This is a genomic window from Nocardia aurantia (assembly GCF_009604425.1).
In the GTDB taxonomy this organism is placed as follows: domain Bacteria; phylum Actinomycetota; class Actinomycetes; order Mycobacteriales; family Mycobacteriaceae; genus Nocardia; species Nocardia aurantia.
In genome coordinates this window covers 1-15733 of record NZ_WEGI01000011.1, presented here as the reverse complement: position 1 = coordinate 15733, position 15733 = coordinate 1, and the positions used below count along the sequence as shown (strand labels likewise).

The window sequence follows — 15733 nt, the reverse complement described above, 5'->3', positions numbered from 1 at the left end:
CACTCCTAGTTCTCCGAGACCGGAAGATCCACGGGCACAGCGTGTTCACGCCCGGCCGAACGGAGCGCGGCCTGGTTGACCCGGGTGAGGACCGTGCGCAGTTCCTCGAGGTCCGCCAGGCTCACCCCCAGCCGCTCGACCACCGCGGGCGGGATCCGCTCGGCCTGCCGCCGCAGCGCGCGGCCGTCGCCGGTGAGATCGATGAGCAGGGTGCGCTCGTCGCGCGGATCGCGCCGGCGGGTGATGTAGCCGGCGGACTCGAGCCGCTTCAGCAGCGGCGACAGCGTCGGCGAATCGAGCTGGACGGCCTCGGCGATGGCCTTGACCGACATGGGCGCCTCACCCCACAGGGCCAGCATGACCAGGTACTGCGGATGGGTCAGCCCCATGGGCTCCAGCAGCGGCCGGTAGACCGCCAGCACCGACCGGTTGGCCACCGCCAGCGCGAAGCACACCTGCTTCTCCAGCCGCAGCGGATCGCCGAGCTCCATCGCACCTCCCGTCGTCATGGCCAACATACCGCACTAATAGTTAGTGCGCAAACAGTTAGCGCCCACACGAGCGGTCGCCCGGCTTGCCCCGGCGCCGACCTGCTCGGCGCCGGTCCGGCTGGATCCAGCGCGGCGAGGTGTGGACCACCCAGCCGGCGGCTACGCGATCGGCAGCCACCTGCCGCCGGCCCGGATCGCCACCATCCGGGCGTGGGTGTCCCGCAGCGCCGACTCGCTCACCGCCTGTCGGCGATCAGTGGAACGACCGCGAGCACGTCGGCGCGGCGCTGCGTGAGATCGACGAGGCGCCGGCCCTGGCGGAGGTAACCGGCGGACTCGTTCGGGCGCAGCTCAGTTCACCGGATGCGCGCAGCAGCCCGCCGGCTCCGCGCGCAGCGTGATGCCGGTGTCGGCGGCGCCGCCGATCTGCGCCAGCCAGCCCGGCGCGGCCGTTTCGCCGCCGGTGTACTCGTCGTGCCAGTTCCACCATTCGTACGGCGGCGTCTGCGGATACCCCGCGGGCGAGTCCTCCCACGACTCCTGCCGCCCGAGGGCGGTGATGTCGAGGTAGTCCCAGGTGCCGCCCATCATCTCGTCACCGCGGCTGTTGACGAAATACGTACGGTAGACGGTCTTCTCGTCCCGGATGAAGGCATTGGTGCCGTGCCATTCGTCGACCCCGAAGTCGGCGTCGAACCCGTCGGTGAGGGTGTACCACGGCATCGTCCAGCCCATCCGGTCCTTCACCCGCGCGATATCCGATTGCGGTGCGCGCGAGGCGAAGACGAGCGTCGTGTCGCGCGCGTTGAGGTGCGCGAGATGGGCCACCTGATCGGCGATCATCGAGCAGCCGCGGCACGGATGCTCGGGCCACCCGAACACACCCGGTTCGAAGAAGGCCCGGTAGAGGATCAGCTGCCGCCGCCCCTGGAACAGGTCGAGCAGGCTCGCGGCGCCCGCCGGCCCCTCGAACACGTACGGCTGCTCGATCGGCAGCCACGGCATCCGCCGGCGCTCGGCCGCCAATGCGTCACGGGCGCGGGTCATCTCCTTCTCCCGGTCGAGCAGGCGCAGCCGCGCCGCCTCCCACTCGGCCCGATCGACGATGTCCGGAATCTTCACGGTCGTTCCTCCTCTGCCGTTGCCGCCCGGTCGAGATGATCTCGCAACGCCCCGAGCGGACCGTCCCAGTCGCGCGCCAGCGCGGCCAGGAACTGCTGTGCCACTTGCATGGGCGCGGAATGCACCCGATACCGCACCCGCCGCCGCTCCCCCGGTTCCGCGATCACCAGACCGGCCTCCGACAACAAGGTCAGATGTTTGGTGATCGCCTGCCGGGAGATGGGCAGTCGGGCCGCCAGATCCGTTGCGGTGGAAGGCCCTTCGGCAGCCAGCGCGGCGAGGATCGCCCGCCGGCTGGGATCGGCCAGGGCAACGAAGACCTGTTCGGCGATCGCCTCGGAATCAGGCCGCATCGAGATGCGCGGCCAGCTTGCCGAGTTCGTTCCCCCACCCCTGCGTATTGGACTCGTGCGCCTTCTCGTACACCTCGTCGGGCAACTGCGCGAATCCGGACTCCACCACCGTCAGCCTGGTCCCGGCCGCCACCGGTTCGAGCGTGAACTCGACATAGGTCCGGCGCGGATCGTCCTCCGCCAAACCCATGATCTGCCAGGTGTATCCGAATACCCGCGGCTCCTCGACACGCTCCACGCGCATCCGCACCGCGAACCCCTCCTTCCACGCCAGCCGGGCCGGGCCGCCGGGCCGCAGGTCGATCTCCGCCTCGTCCCCGAACCACGTCCCCAGCCCCTCCGCCGTGGTCAGCGCCCGCCACACCCGCGCCGGCGCATGCGCCAGCTCCACGGTCCGCTCGATCCGATCCGGGAATCCCATGAGAACCTCCATTGAGTAGCAACCTGCCGGTTGCAATAGTATTGCAACCGACAGGTTGCGTCAACGGAGTGCGAGCGGGCCGAATCACGGTGGACCGCACCGCCTGTCGTCAGCGGGCGAGAACGGTGGCGGCCCGGGCGCGGGCGTAAGCGATCACGTCTTCGGCGTAGGCGGCGTCGGCCGCGCCGAAGTGGTGGCGCACGTGGTCGAAGGCGTCGTCCAGCTCGGGACCGGGGCCGCGGTCGGCGAGCAGGATCGCGATGGCCTCCCACTCGCCGGCCCGGGGGTCGGGAACGGCGAGCAGTTCATCGAGATAGCGGCCGGGTTCGAGCAGGCGCAGGGCGCGGCGGGCGTAGGCGTGCACCCGGCGGGGCAGGTCGGCGCGGACGGCATCGATATCGGCCTGCAGCACATGGCCGCCGGGCTGGTCCGGGTCCAGCCGCACCGACCACAGGCCGGTCAGATCCGCGGGCAGGCCGTGGTCGGTGAGCAGGCCGGGGCCGGTGGCCGACTCCGGCGGAACGGGTGGCAGGCCGCGTTTCTCGTTGCGCCGGTTGCAGTACGCCCACCAGGCGGCCGGGGTGGCGCCGAGGCTCAGGCCGAACTCGAGCACCTGCTGCCCGCCGGTCCAGGTGCGGAACGTACGAGTCCTGCCGACCATGGCCAGCCCCTCCGGCTCCAGCCGGACCCAGGTGGGCTCGGCGCCGTGAAATCCGTACGACTGCAGCAGTTTCTCCAACTCGCGTAGTACGCGGCGCAGCGCCGGCTCCGGTCTGACCATCCCCGCAGATTAGCGGTGGTCACCGACAGGATGCCGCGACGGCCCCGGCGGCGGGAACGATGTCCCGCGTCGATTATTCACCTGGCGGGAAAAATTTCCCGAAACGCCCTCGCGCGACCGCGCGGCGGGTGTAAGCAGGAAGCCGAACCGGCGAGCACCGCAGCACCGCCGGACCGCAAGTGAACGAGGTTATCGATGCCATCGACCCCCTATCGCGTCGTCCAGTGGACGACCGGCAATGTCGGCAAGAGTTCCGTACAGGCGCTGGCCGCGCACCGGGATATCGAACTGGTCGGCTGCTTCGCCTGGTCGGCCGACAAGGTCGGCCGCGACGCCGGCGAGCTGGCCGGAATCGATTCGGTGGGAGTAACCGCCACCGACGATGTCGACGCCCTGCTGGCGCTGAAGCCGGATTGCGTCGTCTACAACCCGATGTGGTTCAACGTGGATGAACTGGTCCGCATCCTGTCCTCGGGCGCGAACGTCGTGGCGACCGCCGCCTTCATCACCGGCCACAACCTGGGCGACGACCGGGAGCGGCTCCAGGAGGCCTGCCGGCTCGGCGGGTCGACCCTGTTCGGCTCCGGCAGTAGCCCGGGTTTCGCCCAGTTGCTGGCGATCGTCTCGGCGAACGCCTGCGACCGGGTGGACAAGGTCACCATCGCCGAATCGGCCGACACCACCTTCTACGACTCCCCGGAGACCGAGAAGCCGGTCGGCTTCGGCCGGCCGATCGACGACCCGGGTCTGCAGGAGGCGGCGGCCAAGGGCACCGTGGTGTTCGCCGAGGCGGTGCGCCTGCTGGCCGACGCGCTCGGCGTCGAACTGGACGATATCCGTTGCGTCGCCGAATTCGCCCAGACCACCGAGGATCTCGATCTCGGCTCGTGGACGATCGGAAAGGGTTGCGTCGCAGGGTCGTTCATCAGCTGGCAGGGCCTGGTCGGCGACGAGGTCGTGATCGATCTCAACTTCCGCTGGCGCAAGGGCCAGACGCTGGAACCGGATTGGAAGCTCGACGGCGACGGCTGGAAGATCACCATCGACGGCCGCCCGACGGTGACCACCAGCGTCGGATTCCTCCCGCCGCCGGACTTCCAGGCCCAGACCATCGCCGACTTCATGGTGCTCGGCCACATCCTGACCGCGATGCCGCCCATCCACGCCATCCCGGCGGTGGTCGCCGCCGCGCCGGGCATCGCGACCTATGCCGATCTGCCGCTGCCGCTGCCGCGCGGAATCCTGCGGCAGCGCTGATCCGGGCCGTTTGTAGGCTGAGCGGGTGAGCAGTGGATATCCACCCGGCCGGGAGGCGCCCGCGGGTGCCCGCGGCCGGGGCCGGCCCAGCAAGATCAACCGGGACCGCATCGTCGCGGCCGCGCGCGAGCTGGCGCCGGAGAAGCTCACCATGCAAGCCGTCGCCGATTCGCTCGGTGTCGACCGCAAGGCGCTCAACTATTACGTCTGCGACCGGGAGGGCCTGCTCGAACTGGTCGCGCTGGACGCCTTCGAATCCGAGATCGGCCGCGTCGACCTGCCGGCGCACGCCGACTGGCGGCAGGTGCTGCGCTCCTACGCGACCGCGACGAAGGAGGCGTTCACCCGGGTCGGCGTGCTGATCTCCTATGTGCGGTTCGACGGCGTGACCGATACGGCGGCCCTGCGGGTGGTCGAGCGGATCGTCGAGTCGCTGACCGCGGCCGGCTTCGATGTCGACGATGCCGGGCGGGCGATCACCCTGGTGTCCGCCGTCGCCCACGCCGCCGCCCGCGAGGCGATGACGGTCGCCGCGGGCCGCGTCGATCCGCAGGCGGAGAACGTCCTGAACGCATTGGAAACCGCACCGCCGGAACAGTTTCCGCTGTTGCGGCGACTGGCCGCCGGGCGCCGGGCGCCGGTCCGGCCGGACGAGCAGTTCCGCTTCGACGTGGAGGTGATCGTCGCGGGTCTGGAGCGGCAACTGCCCTGAGCCGCCGGGTCAGCCGCCGCTCTCGGCGCGCCGCGTGATCTGGGCCGCCAGTTCCTCGGCCGAGACCGCGGTGACGACCGTCTCGGAGTCGTCGACGTCGACCAGATAACGCCCGCCCGCCCGGGTGTCGAGCTCCACATCGAACCAGGTGAGATGCGCTGCCGGACGGAGCTGTTCGCGCGGGCCGCGTTCGATGCGCAGATAGCCCTCCGCCGAGCGCGGTGCGCGCAGCAGCGCGCGCACGCGTTCCTCGACGGAGCGTTGCGCCATATCGTCGCGCAGCCACGAACCGGCCGGCCCCTCGCCGCGTACCCGGGGCGTGGGAGCGGTCATGGACCCCGCCGCACCGGCGGCGACCGGCGGCAGGGTCGCGGCGAGATGTCCGCCGAGGTGCCCGGGGCGGGTGACGACCAGGCGGAGATCTCCCCCGGAATCCGCCGCGGTACCGGGTTTCTGGGACAGCACGACACCGAGGTCCCCGGACGCGGCGCCGAGGGCGCGCAACCGCACGTCGGAGTGGTGGAACCGTCCCCAGGACACGATCCGCAGGTCGGGGTCGGCCAGCGCACGCAACGGCCCCGTGAGATCCGGATCGCCGTGCCGGGGGTACCGGACGCTCACCTCGGCGCGGTATCGCGCGTATTCGGCTGTGGTGGAGGGTGTTTCGAGGATGCTGATCGGGAACGGCACCGCGTCCGCGCCGGTCTCCGCTTCCCAGACCCAGGCGAACTCGTCCGGCGTGAAATTCCAGGAGCTACGAGGATTCACCGACCACCGCACAACACCCCCTCGACGAACACGGCATCCGCGGAAGCGGGGCCGGATGCCTGTCCCCGGAGGATAACACGACAATCGGTCCCACCCGATGGGCCGAGGATCTCGAGCCGAGGACTCACCGCTGCGGCGGCGGCCGACCGTCGACGCGCCGGAACCGCTGCGGCACAGGAAAACCCAGCACCTGTTCCCACGCTCGGGAGTCGTGCGTCGATCATGGACCGATATCATGGAGACCGGTTTTCCGGTTTCGGATGGTTCGACAGGCGGTCGTTCGGTGTCAGAGAATGGCGAGGATCCGGCGCTGCCGCAACCGGATCCGAGTAACCCGGCGAATCCGATCGCGGCCATGTTGCCCGTGGTGGGCGCGGTGTTGCGCGGCCTCACCGGCGGCAATCCGGACAATCCGCTGTCCGCGGTGCCGGATACCCTGCAACAGTTGGCCGCCACCTACGGCAGCGGCGCCGCGGCGGTTCCCCCGGGGGCGGAAACCCCGGTGGCGCCGGATATCCGGGTCACCGGCATCGAGCCGGGGGCAGGCGGCGCACCCGCGGCGCTGGCCGCTACCCAGGCCGGGCACAGCGATACCGCGACGGCCTACGGGGACATCGACAATCGCCTGACGAATCAGCTCGACGGTCTCGCCGATCACAGCAACACCGGCCGGACCGCCATGGACACGCTGGCCCGGGATCTTACCGATCGGCTGACCGGATTGGGGGTCACCGCCGACACCCCGGCCGGGCGACAGCAGATGCAGGACACGCTCGGCACGGCGCTGCGGGGCGCCCAGGATCTGGTGACCGGATCCAGCGCCGCGATGGATCAGGCCGCGGCGGCCATCGACAAGCTCGCCGACGAGTTCCGGCACGGCCGGTCCGACCGGAACGACGCTCCCGCACCGGAACCCGCCGCGCCGCCGGCCGACGGTCCGCCGGATCCGGACGGCACTCCCGCCGGAAAGGCGGTGCAGGCGGCGCTCACCGAGGTCGGGAAGCCGTACGTGTACGGGTCGATGGGACCGAATTCCTTCGATTGTTCCGGCCTCACGCACTACGCCGCCGACGCCGCGGGGGTCGACATCCCGCGCACCGCCGCAGACCAGTATCGGCAACTCGACCGGATCGAGACCGATTCCATCCAGCCGGGCGATCTCATTTTCCCGGCCGCGCAATTCAACGGCGGATATCCGACGCACGTCATGCTCTACGTCGGCGACGGGCAGTGCGTCGAGGCGCCGACCGCGGGCCAGAACGTCCACGTGGTCGCACTACCGGCGAATTTTCACGCCTCGCGCTGGGCGAGTTGATCCGCGGCGCGGGAGGCGGCGAGGACCATGTCCACCACGGAATCGGCGTAACCGCCGCGCACCGATTTCCGTTCGAAATGCGCGCGATAGATCACCGGCGCCATCAGCAGATCGATCATGAGATCGGTTTCGGCCGCGGCCGGTAATTCGCCCCGGTCGATACCGCGGCGCAGCACCCGCTCGTACATGTCGCGCGCGTCGGCCATCGACTTCTTCCGCAGCACTTCGAGTTCCGGCTCCCGGGCCGCCGCGTCGACGAAGGAGGCGAACACCCGTCCACTGTCGCGCCTGGACACGTAGGAAGCCAACTGCCGCAACAACGTCAGCAGATCGTCGCGCATCGACCCGGTGTCCGGATCCACCAGCGGGCGCTGCAGCGAGGTGATCGCCGCGTGCACCAACTGCGCTCGCGAACCCCACCGGCGGTAGATCGTGGCCTTGCTCACCCCGGCGGTCGCGGCGACCGTGTCCACCGCGAGACCGTCGATACCGTGCTCGGCCAGAATGTCGATCGTCGCACGCAGAATCAATTCCTCCGAAGCGAGCGGACGCGGCACGGGCACTCCTTCCGGTGGAATCGGCCGAAACGGTGGAGAAACGAAACAGTGTCGTTTATTGTAGGCGACCGTTTGCCGCCCACCCGGCCGCGACGGCGTGACCTTCACCATTGTCCCCGATTGCGTTCCCGCGGTATGCCGAATCCGCAATGATACGATACGGTTTCGTTCACTTTCGTACGGAGGGGCCGGGATGGATCTCGGACTGGCGGGCGCGACGGCGGTCGTGCAAGGCGGCACCCAGGGTATGGGGCTCGCCGCGGCGGAATGCTTCGCGGCGGACGGCGCGAAGGTGGCCGTACTGGCCCGCACTCCGGCCACACTCGACAAGACGGTCACCCGGCTGCTCGAACTCGGCGCGGCGGACGCGGTCGCGTTGCGCGCCGACCTGACCCGTCCCGAGGAGGTGATCGCGGCCTTCGACACCGTGCGCGAGCGCTGGGGCGAACTCAACATCCTGGTCAATGCCGCCGGACCGCACACCGGCGGCGGCTTCGAGGATCTCACCGACGAGGACTGGCTGGCCGCGATCGATCTCGGGGTGCTCGGCATGGTCCGGTGTGTGCGGGCGGCGCTGCCGCTACTGCGGCGCGCGGAATGGGCACGGATCGTGAACATCTCGGCCCATTCGACGAAACGGCAGACCGAGTCGCTGATCGCCTACACGGCCGCCAAGGCGATGGTCACGAGCATCACCAAGAACCTCTCGCTGACCCTGGCGAAGGACGAAATCCTGGTCAATACGGTCTCTCCCGGCAGTTTCGCCTCCGAGGGGCTGCAACGCTGGGCCCGCGGCGCCGGTATCGATCCGACCGATCTGCGCGCGATCATGCGCGGAATAGCCGAGAACTTCGGCCATCCCGCGCATCTGCCGCGCGCGGGCGATCCCGCCGAGATCGGCGCGGTGATCGCGTTCACCGCCTCCCGGCGCAACACCTACATGACCGGAGCCGACATCAACGTCGACGGAGGCTCCGACTTCTGCTGAGCGGCAACGGCTCTCGGATCAGTCGCGCGCGGCGACCTGCGGCGCGCCACGCAGCACCGAGGCCAGCGCGGCGATCAGCGTCATGATCGCGGACGCGCCGAACACGATCAACAGGCCATGATGGAACGGTCCCGACACCAGCGCCGGGAAGAACCGCTTGCCGGTGAGGGTGTCGGCATCGGCGGCGGGCAGCGTGTGCAGCACACCGGTGGAGCCGAGCAGATGCGCGATCGGATTGCTGCCCAGGAATGTGGAGAACAGTGTGCTGACCGGCGGTAGCGCGGCGACGTCCGCGGCGGTGCCGGCGGGCACGCCGTGGTCGCGCAGCCCCGCGGACAGGGTGCCGGGCAAGGTGCCGGCCAGGCCGGTGATCATCAGCGAGAACGCGAGGCCGATCGACATCGCGGTCCCGGAGTTCTGGAAGGTCGCGCGCATACCCGAAGCGACACCGCGATATTCGGGCGCGACGCTGCCCATGATCGCGGAAGTGTTGGGCGCGGCGAACATTCCGTGCCCCAGCCCGGCCAGCAGCAGTACCGCCGCGAAGGCCCAATAGGGGAAATCGACCGGGAGCGCGAGCAATCCGAGGAAGGCCGCCGACACCAGCAGCAATCCGGTGGTGGCGAACAGCCGCGCGCCGAAGCGATCCGACAGATAACCGGAGATCGGCCCGCCGAACAGGAATCCGAACGTCAAGGGCAGCATGAAGATTCCGGCCCACAACGGGGTGTCCTCGTACTCGTAACCGTGCAGCGGGAGCCAGATGCCCTGCAACCACATGATCAGCATGAACTGCAGGCTGCCGCGCGCGATCGAGGTCAGCAGGGCCGCAAGGTTTCCCGCGGCGAACGCGCGCACCCGGAACAGCGCCAGCCGGAACATCGGCTCGGCGACCCGGGTCTCGGCGAAACAGAAGACACCCAGCATCGCCACGCCGCCGATCAGGGCGGCGAGCACGTACGGGTTGGTCCAGCCGGTCGAATGGCCACCGTGCGGCTGGATGCCGTAGGTGATCCCGATCAGCAGCGCACTGGTTCCGGCGGTGAAGGTGGCGTTGCCGATCCAGTCGATCCGGCCGGGCCGGCGCTCGCCGATCTCCCGCAGGCTGCGATACGACCACACCGTGCCGATCACCCCGATGGGCACGCTCACCCAGAACACCGCCCGCCAGTCGACGGCCGCCAGCACACCACCGAGCAGCAGCCCGAGGAACTGCCCGGCCAGCGCGGTGATCTGGTTGATACCCAACGCCATACCGCGCTGCCTGGCCGGGAAGGCGTCGGTGAGGATGGCCGCCGAATTCGCGGTCAGCATCGCGCCGCCGAAGGCCTGCACGATCCGGAAACCGATCAGCCACATCGCGCCGTGCCCGCCGGTGAACGGATCCACCGACAGCGCCAGCGAAGCCAGCGCGAAGATGCTGAATCCCATGTTGTACATGCGAACTCGGCCGAACATGTCACCGAGCCGGCCGAGCACGACCACCAGCACCGCCGACACCAGCAGGTAGCCGAGCATCATCCACATCAGATAGCCGATGTTGCCCGGCGCCAGCGGATCCAGGCCGATCCCCCGGAAGATCGATGGCAGGGCGATGATGACGATCGACGAGTCGATCGTCGCGATCAGCACGCCCAGCGTGGTATTCGACAACGCCACCCATTTGTACCGGTCGCCGGTCGGGCGACCGGCGACCTTCTCATCCACGATCTGCATCTGCTCACCGTCACAATCGTTCCGCGAGCCGATCCAGCAGCGGCATCGCCGCTTCGAGGACTTGCCGTTCGGCCGCGCTGAATTCACTCTCGATGGCGTCGGCCAGATACCGCGCCGACTCCGAACGCCGATCGGCGATCAGCCCGCGCCCGGCGGGTTCGATCGACACCACGGCCCGACGGCCGTCGGACAGGTCCGGCCGCCGGGTGATCAGGCCGCGCTCCTCCAGCGCGGCCAGGGTCACCGCCATGGCCTGCGGCCGAACCCCTTCCGCGGCCGCCAGCACGGTGGGAGAGCTCGCGCCCTCCCGATCCAGCCTGGCGAGCACGGACATCTCGGACAGCGCCAAACCACTCGCACCGGCCTTGGCCTGCCGCAACTTACGCGCGATCCGGCCGACCGCCAGCCGCAACCGCACCGCGGTCGCACCGGCATCCGCCCCGGACCCACTCGTTACCACGGGTACTTACATTAGATTAATAAACTCGCGATAACTACCCTGGGTAACGATCTACCCCCTTGGCGGACGGGTCCGGCGCTGCTAGCGTGAAAATAGAATTGATTTCAGTCTTCTCGTGAGGTGGTGGCATGACCTCGATGCTGACGGGCGATGCCGGATCGCCGGCGGTGGCACTGCCGCCGTCGATGATCGAGCGGATCACGCTGATCATGGATCTGTTCGAGCGGCCGCACACCCGGCGCACGCTGGAGCAGGTGTGCCGCAGTACCGGGCTGCCACGCTCGACCGCGTACCGGATCCTCGAACAGTTGGTGCGGTTGCGGTGGCTGGATCGCACCGATATCGGTTATCGGCTCGGCAGCCGGGCGCTCGGGCTCGGGGGGCGCGAGATCGGGCACAGCACACTGCGGGTCGCGGCCGCGCCGGTCCTGCAGGACCTCGCGCTGCGCACCGAACTCGTGGTGCACCTGGCCGTGCTGGACGGGCCCGACATCTACTACCTGGACAAGGTGGGCGGTCGGTCGGCGGTCGACGTGCCCTCGCGGGTCGGCGGCCGGGTGCCGGCGCACTGCACCGCGCTGGGCAAGGCGATGCTCGCCTGGGTGCCGCCGGAACGGGTGGAGGCACAGCTGCGCGGGATGCTGCTGCGCTGCACGCCCCGCAGCATCGGCGAATTCGGTGTCCTGCACCGGGAATTGAACCGGATCCGGGGCGCGCACGGGCTGACTTTCGAACGGGGCGAATGCTTTCCGGGGATCGGCTGCGTGAGCATGGCGGTCCGCAACACCGATGGGCCGGTCGGCGCGCTGTCGGTGGTCGGGACCGCCGACGCCGCGCTGGAACGGGTCGCGCCGCTGGTGGCGGAGGCGGCGCGCACCGTGGCCGACGCCCTGTACGTCGAATCCCGCCGGCCCGCCGAACGGCCCTCGGTCGCATCCTGATCCACCATCGGCGGGCCGCTCGCGGCGGCAGCGGTACTGTCGTTCCGCACGGCCGGAACGCACGACCGTGGCCGAGCCCGGCCGCATCGGACGAAAAGGACTCGCGCAGTGGCCCGAATCGCCGAAACCCGCCCGCCCGCCGCGCCCGTCTCGCGACAGCAGGTGCAGCGGCGCGAGCGCATTCTCGACGCGGCCGCCGCCCTCGGCGCCGGCGCGGACTACGACCGCGTGCAGATGCTGGACGTCGCCAAGCGGGCCGGGGTCGCGATCGGCACGCTGTACCGGTACTTCCCGTCCAAATCCCATTTGTTCTCAGCGGTTTTCGAGCAGCGCATCAGCGCCTTCGTGGGCGCCGAATGGTCGTCGCCCACCGGCGATCCGGTCGCGGACGTCGGCGAGAATCTGGTGGCGCTCAGTCGCGAATTGTTGCGCACCCCACGGCTGTGCGGGGCCATGATGCAGGCCGTCGCGGCCGGATACGTCAGCGGCGACGAGGGCGTGACACCGCGACTGGCGTTGGTGCGGGCCGTGATCGAGACGCTCGGCCGCGCACCCGACGAGGTCGACCTCGGTGTCATCCGCCTGCTCACCTACAGCTGGTGGGGCGTGCTGGTGTCCTGGCTCAGCCACAAGATCGCCCCCGCCGAAGCCGAGGCCGACGTACGCCTGGCCGCGCAACTGATCCTCGCCGCGTACGCCGGCGACGAGTGAACTGTCCTCCGCCGACCAGCTATCGAAAATTTGTTCGACTCGAGGTACTGTTCCGGATCGTGTCAGAACCGGCGCGGATACCCGACGCATATCAGCAGATAGACCAGGTGAGACGGCAACTCGTCGAGGCCGCGGCCTTCTCGAAGCACCTCACGCCCGACGCACTCGAGCACCTCGCGGGCACCCTGGCCACGGGGCTGCGGCTGATCGCCGACCACACCACGGCATCGCCCGTCCGGTACTCCGGCGGCGGCCACAAGCACGCCGGATTCCTGCGCTATCGGTTGCGTTGAGCTCACGTAACTGTTGAGCCCGCCGTCGGCATACCAGTATGTTGTCGGCGGACACGGCGGTGTCCGCCCCGACAACGAATGGAACCTGATGAAATCCGTGTGCCTGGTGAGCATCCTGTCCGCGACCGCGCTGTGGGCCGCCGTGCCGATCGCGGCCGCCCAGAGCCCCGCCTATCAGCCCTGCGCCGACAACGATGCCGTCCAGGCCGCCGGCTACGACCCGGCCAGCCGCGAGGATCTGGCCACCACCGCCACCTCGAGCGGCTGCGTCTTCCTCAACGAACAGGGCAACCGGATGACGCTGCTGTCCGACGGCAAGTCCTGGGAGGACGAGATCAATGTCGGCACCAGCGGCAACATTCACGCCACCCCGATCGACCCCCTCGCCGGCCACCAGGCCGTGCGGGTCGACGGCCCGGGCCTGCCCAACAGCTGCATCGTCGTCGTGAAGACCGCCGACCGTCCCTTCGAGGTCCGGCTCGACTCCTACGGCGACATCTGCGGCCAGACCATCAACGCCGCGAGCAAGTTCGCCCCCTCGCTGTAGCGATTCCGACGCGGGCCCGGTCACTCGGAGCCGGGCCCGCTGTGACGTAATCGTGTCGCTTGGATCTGCGGCGACCGGGTATCGCCACATCGACCGCGACGCGGCCGCGGGTCTCGCGCGTGATCCCCGCCGGTGACGGTCGACCACTCGGGTGCGACGTTGCGCCCTGCCGAGCGCCGGCGCTCGGCACTGCTCGACAGAGACGACGTACCCGGCCGCCAGCGGGTCGACTGTGACAGGACTCCGAGATGACATCAGCGAAGCGCAACAGGTTCACCATGTTCCCGAGTCCGCGGCGGACCGTCCGGGCCTGGCGCAACCCGCTCATGCCGGCCGGTTACCGCATCCGGTACGCACTGCGCGTACTCCTGCTGATCATCGCCGTGGCCGCGATACCCGCCGCGGTGACGGTGGGCACGAACCAGTACCACCGCCTCACCGCGAACGCCGACCGCGAACGCGCGGGCCTGCACGAGGTCGTCGCCGTCACCGACGTCGGCTCCTCGCTCCTGAGCCCCGAAAACCTTGTCGCATCGGCACATTGGAGCTACAACGACGTCCCGCACACCGGGATCGTCCCGGTGCAGTCGGCCAGGCACCTCAACGATCCGATCCCGATCCTGGTGAACGCCGACGGGGATCGCGTCACACCGCCGTCGACCCGATCGCAGAACCTCGGGGACGCCGTGCTGACCGCCCTCTTCGCCTACGGCGCCGTCGTCCTGGCATTGACGCTGACGCTCTGGGGCGCCGACCATCTGATCAACCGGCACCGTTACCGGCTCTGGAGCCGGGAATGGCAACTGCTGGCGAGCGACCGGCGCTGGAACCTCCCCGCGCCGTGAGGAGCCGGTGCCGATAACGGATTGGGGCGCTGCGCATTTCACCGTACGACGGACCGCCGAGGCGGTACGCTGCCACCACGACCGGTGGCCCACGCGGGGGAGCGCAGTGAATCGGCAGAAGAGATACCAGCGGCAGTATCAACTGGCGGCCACCGAGGCGATGCGGGCACAGGCCCAACTCGCGGCCGCCCAGGCCGCGGGGCTGCGGCAACAGCAATACCACCAGGCCATGGCGGTCCGGCAGCAGCAATACCGGCAACACGTCGCCTACCTCCGGGCCCAGGCCGACGCCGCCCCGATCACCTGCGACAGCTGCGGCCGGGAGAACACGCCCCGATCGGCGAAATGCGAAGGCTGCGCGGCACATCTGGAACCCAACCGCCCCGTCCTGCCCCCGCCCTGGACCCCACCGCAACGCCGATCCGCGTGGCAATCCTTCAAGGCCCTACCGAAATTCGTCCGGATCGGCGCCTACACCCTGGTCCTCCTGGTGCTGCTCCTCTTCGTGATCGCCGTCGCCACCGCGCCGAAGTCCTCGACCGCGTCCGCGGCCCACGACCGAGCTGTCCAGGCCTGCAACGAGATCGACGCCGCCCTCCGCCCCACCCCCGCCGACCCCCGCACCGCGATCCGGAACAGCGGCGCCGCCACCGACGCCTCGATCGCCGGGAACGAAGACCCGGCCTACGCGAAGCTCTACACCGACATCTCCGCCTACACCGGCGGCTCCCCCGTCGGCCTCGCCGCCATCCAGGTCGAGTGCCAGCAGATCACGGACGCACCCGCACCGCCGCGCTGAGCGGACCAGCTCACTGGGCCGGCACTTCCCTCCACAACGACTTTTATCGAGCGACTTCTCCCGTGGTGTCAAGAATTCAGGGCCGAATGCCCCGGAGGGGGGTGAGGTAGTGACTTCCGAAAACAACGTATATGACGTAGGCCCCTGGTCAGGACGGACGCCGAGTTCAGCTCGCTACCGGTCTTCTGGTCGCGCGAGCGCCTGGACTTGGAGACGGTTGCACATGTCGATTTCCTCTTGGTGTCATTGGGTCGCCGGGGACGGAGGATGCGTGCGGGTTTGGGCCGCAGTGGCAGGCCATCGTCGGCGGTGGCATTCTCGGCTTCTGCGACATCCGGTAGAAAGAGGCAACGGACAGGTACTCGCCTGCGTTCTACCCGTCTTGACGCCGCCCAACGCCATGACAGACCGATCACCGATATAGCTGACGAGTACAAGGCGACCCGCCCTCGTCGGGGTTGCTTGCCATGGTCCGGCCTCCGCGGTACAGGGGATCACAGCCGGATCCAGGCCATGGGTGAGTAGCCTAAGAGCTCCTATCGGGTTCGATTGCTGAGTCGTCGCCAGCAGATGAGGGAGGCGCCGAGGTTGAGGAAGCCTTCGTGGATGTCTGTGCGGCGTTCCCAGCGGACGGCCAGCCGCCGGTACTGGTGGAG

Annotated in this window: 19 protein-coding genes; 10 read left to right on the top strand and 9 right to left on the bottom strand. The window is 69.3% G+C overall.

The features are described 5' to 3' along the window. Positions 1 to 5: 5 nt before the first annotated feature. From NRB56_RS24360 to NRB56_RS24340, 5 genes are all read right to left on the bottom strand, one after another. The gene (locus NRB56_RS24360) at positions 6 to 491 is read right to left on the bottom strand and encodes a MarR family winged helix-turn-helix transcriptional regulator (protein WP_153346669.1); all 486 of its coding nucleotides are present in this window, start codon (positions 489 to 491) and stop codon (positions 6 to 8) included. A 351-nt stretch (positions 492 to 842) separates the two neighbouring features. Then, positions 843 to 1613 (bottom strand): DUF899 domain-containing protein, encoded by a 771-nt coding sequence (locus NRB56_RS24355; RefSeq protein WP_319943470.1) that lies wholly within the window; start codon positions 1611 to 1613, stop codon positions 843 to 845. After that, complete coding sequence (locus tag NRB56_RS24350) at positions 1610 to 1966, bottom strand: ArsR/SmtB family transcription factor (protein ID WP_153346111.1); 357 nt, start codon at positions 1964 to 1966, stop codon at positions 1610 to 1612. The genes NRB56_RS24355 and NRB56_RS24350 overlap by 4 nt, the downstream gene beginning before the upstream one ends. Continuing rightward, positions 1956 to 2387 carry an SRPBCC domain-containing protein gene (locus NRB56_RS24345; RefSeq protein WP_153346109.1) on the bottom strand — a complete coding sequence of 144 codons (432 nt, stop codon included), beginning with the start codon at positions 2385 to 2387 and terminating at the stop codon, positions 1956 to 1958. Before NRB56_RS24345 ends, NRB56_RS24350 begins: the two co-directional genes overlap by 11 nt. A gap of 109 nt (positions 2388 to 2496) precedes the next feature. Then, the gene (locus NRB56_RS24340; RefSeq protein WP_153346107.1) at positions 2497 to 3168 is read right to left on the bottom strand and encodes a hypothetical protein; all 672 of its coding nucleotides are present in this window, start codon (positions 3166 to 3168) and stop codon (positions 2497 to 2499) included. Between the two features lie 195 nt (positions 3169 to 3363). Here NRB56_RS24340 and NRB56_RS24335 point away from each other — a divergent pair, with 195 nt between their 5' ends. After that, positions 3364 to 4425 carry an NAD(P)H-dependent amine dehydrogenase family protein gene (locus tag NRB56_RS24335; RefSeq protein ID WP_153346105.1) on the top strand — a complete coding sequence of 354 codons (1062 nt, stop codon included), beginning with the start codon at positions 3364 to 3366 and terminating at the stop codon, positions 4423 to 4425. 25 nt (positions 4426 to 4450) lie between these two features. Further along, positions 4451 to 5137 carry a TetR/AcrR family transcriptional regulator C-terminal domain-containing protein gene (locus tag NRB56_RS24330; RefSeq protein ID WP_319943469.1) on the top strand — a complete coding sequence of 229 codons (687 nt, stop codon included), beginning with the start codon at positions 4451 to 4453 and terminating at the stop codon, positions 5135 to 5137. Positions 5138 to 5146: 9 nt separating this feature from the next. On the opposite strand, the gene NRB56_RS24325 is transcribed toward NRB56_RS24330, so the two are convergent. Continuing rightward, positions 5147 to 5905, bottom strand: coding sequence for an ESX secretion-associated protein EspG (locus NRB56_RS24325; protein WP_194290971.1), 759 nt, complete (start codon positions 5903 to 5905; stop codon positions 5147 to 5149). Positions 5906 to 6188: 283 nt separating this feature from the next. On the opposite strand from NRB56_RS24325, the gene NRB56_RS24320 reads away from it, so the two are divergent. Further along, on the top strand, positions 6189 to 7220 hold the full coding sequence (locus NRB56_RS24320; RefSeq protein WP_194290970.1) for an NlpC/P60 family protein: 1032 nt from the start codon (positions 6189 to 6191) through the stop codon (positions 7218 to 7220). On the opposite strand, the gene NRB56_RS24315 is transcribed toward NRB56_RS24320, so the two are convergent. Beyond that, on the bottom strand, positions 7196 to 7777 hold the full coding sequence (locus tag NRB56_RS24315; RefSeq protein ID WP_319943468.1) for a TetR/AcrR family transcriptional regulator: 582 nt from the start codon (positions 7775 to 7777) through the stop codon (positions 7196 to 7198). The genes NRB56_RS24320 and NRB56_RS24315 overlap by 25 nt on opposite strands. Before the next feature lie 193 nt (positions 7778 to 7970). On the opposite strand from NRB56_RS24315, the gene NRB56_RS24310 reads away from it, so the two are divergent. Further along, positions 7971 to 8765 carry an SDR family NAD(P)-dependent oxidoreductase gene (locus NRB56_RS24310; protein WP_153346099.1) on the top strand — a complete coding sequence of 265 codons (795 nt, stop codon included), beginning with the start codon at positions 7971 to 7973 and terminating at the stop codon, positions 8763 to 8765. An 18-nt stretch (positions 8766 to 8783) separates the two neighbouring features. On the opposite strand, the gene NRB56_RS24305 is transcribed toward NRB56_RS24310, so the two are convergent. Further along, positions 8784 to 10481, bottom strand: a complete 1698-nt coding sequence (locus NRB56_RS24305; RefSeq protein ID WP_153346097.1) for an MFS transporter — start codon at positions 10479 to 10481, stop codon at positions 8784 to 8786. A 10-nt stretch (positions 10482 to 10491) separates the two neighbouring features. Beyond that, positions 10492 to 10941, bottom strand: coding sequence for a MarR family winged helix-turn-helix transcriptional regulator (locus NRB56_RS24300; RefSeq protein ID WP_319943467.1), 450 nt, complete (start codon positions 10939 to 10941; stop codon positions 10492 to 10494). Positions 10942 to 11069: 128 nt separating this feature from the next. Here NRB56_RS24300 and NRB56_RS24295 point away from each other — a divergent pair, with 128 nt between their 5' ends. The 6 genes from NRB56_RS24295 (at position 11070) to NRB56_RS24270 (ending at position 15077) form a co-directional block, all read left to right on the top strand. Next, on the top strand, positions 11070 to 11882 hold the full coding sequence (locus tag NRB56_RS24295; RefSeq protein WP_153346095.1) for an IclR family transcriptional regulator: 813 nt from the start codon (positions 11070 to 11072) through the stop codon (positions 11880 to 11882). A gap of 108 nt (positions 11883 to 11990) precedes the next feature. After that, entirely contained in the window at positions 11991 to 12593 is a 603-nt protein-coding gene (locus NRB56_RS24290; RefSeq protein ID WP_194290969.1) for a TetR/AcrR family transcriptional regulator, read from the top strand. Positions 12594 to 12652: 59 nt separating this feature from the next. After that, the gene (locus tag NRB56_RS40220) at positions 12653 to 12886 is read left to right on the top strand and encodes a DUF6374 family protein (protein WP_153346091.1); all 234 of its coding nucleotides are present in this window, start codon (positions 12653 to 12655) and stop codon (positions 12884 to 12886) included. 88 nt (positions 12887 to 12974) lie between these two features. Further along, positions 12975 to 13433, top strand: a complete 459-nt coding sequence (locus NRB56_RS24280) for a DUF3558 domain-containing protein (protein WP_153346089.1) — start codon at positions 12975 to 12977, stop codon at positions 13431 to 13433. Positions 13434 to 13681: 248 nt separating this feature from the next. Continuing rightward, a complete protein-coding gene (locus tag NRB56_RS24275; protein WP_153346087.1) occupies positions 13682 to 14278 on the top strand; it encodes an Rv1733c family protein in 597 nt (198 codons plus the stop codon). A gap of 106 nt (positions 14279 to 14384) precedes the next feature. Continuing rightward, entirely contained in the window at positions 14385 to 15077 is a 693-nt protein-coding gene (locus tag NRB56_RS24270; protein WP_153346084.1) for a hypothetical protein, read from the top strand. Positions 15078 to 15733: the final 656 nt, after the last annotated feature.

Excerpts from the sequence above, each read along its gene's own strand:
- NRB56_RS24275 (WP_153346087.1), top strand. The coding sequence starts at position 13,682 with ATGACATCAGCGAAGCGCAACAGGTTCACCATGTTCCCGAGTCCGCGG.
- NRB56_RS24345 (WP_153346109.1), bottom strand. The coding sequence starts at position 2,387 with ATGGGATTCCCGGATCGGATCGAGCGGACCGTGGAGCTGGCGCATGCG.
- NRB56_RS24340 (WP_153346107.1), bottom strand. The coding sequence starts at position 3,168 with ATGGTCAGACCGGAGCCGGCGCTGCGCCGCGTACTACGCGAGTTGGAG.
- NRB56_RS24305 (WP_153346097.1), bottom strand. The coding sequence starts at position 10,481 with ATGCAGATCGTGGATGAGAAGGTCGCCGGTCGCCCGACCGGCGACCGG.
- NRB56_RS24360 (WP_153346669.1), bottom strand. The coding sequence starts at position 491 with ATGGAGCTCGGCGATCCGCTGCGGCTGGAGAAGCAGGTGTGCTTCGCG.
- NRB56_RS24335 (WP_153346105.1), top strand. The coding sequence starts at position 3,364 with ATGCCATCGACCCCCTATCGCGTCGTCCAGTGGACGACCGGCAATGTC.
- NRB56_RS24350 (WP_153346111.1), bottom strand. The coding sequence starts at position 1,966 with ATGCGGCCTGATTCCGAGGCGATCGCCGAACAGGTCTTCGTTGCCCTG.
- NRB56_RS24280 (WP_153346089.1), top strand. The coding sequence starts at position 12,975 with ATGAAATCCGTGTGCCTGGTGAGCATCCTGTCCGCGACCGCGCTGTGG.
- NRB56_RS24295 (WP_153346095.1), top strand. The coding sequence starts at position 11,070 with ATGACCTCGATGCTGACGGGCGATGCCGGATCGCCGGCGGTGGCACTG.
- NRB56_RS24310 (WP_153346099.1), top strand. The coding sequence starts at position 7,971 with ATGGATCTCGGACTGGCGGGCGCGACGGCGGTCGTGCAAGGCGGCACC.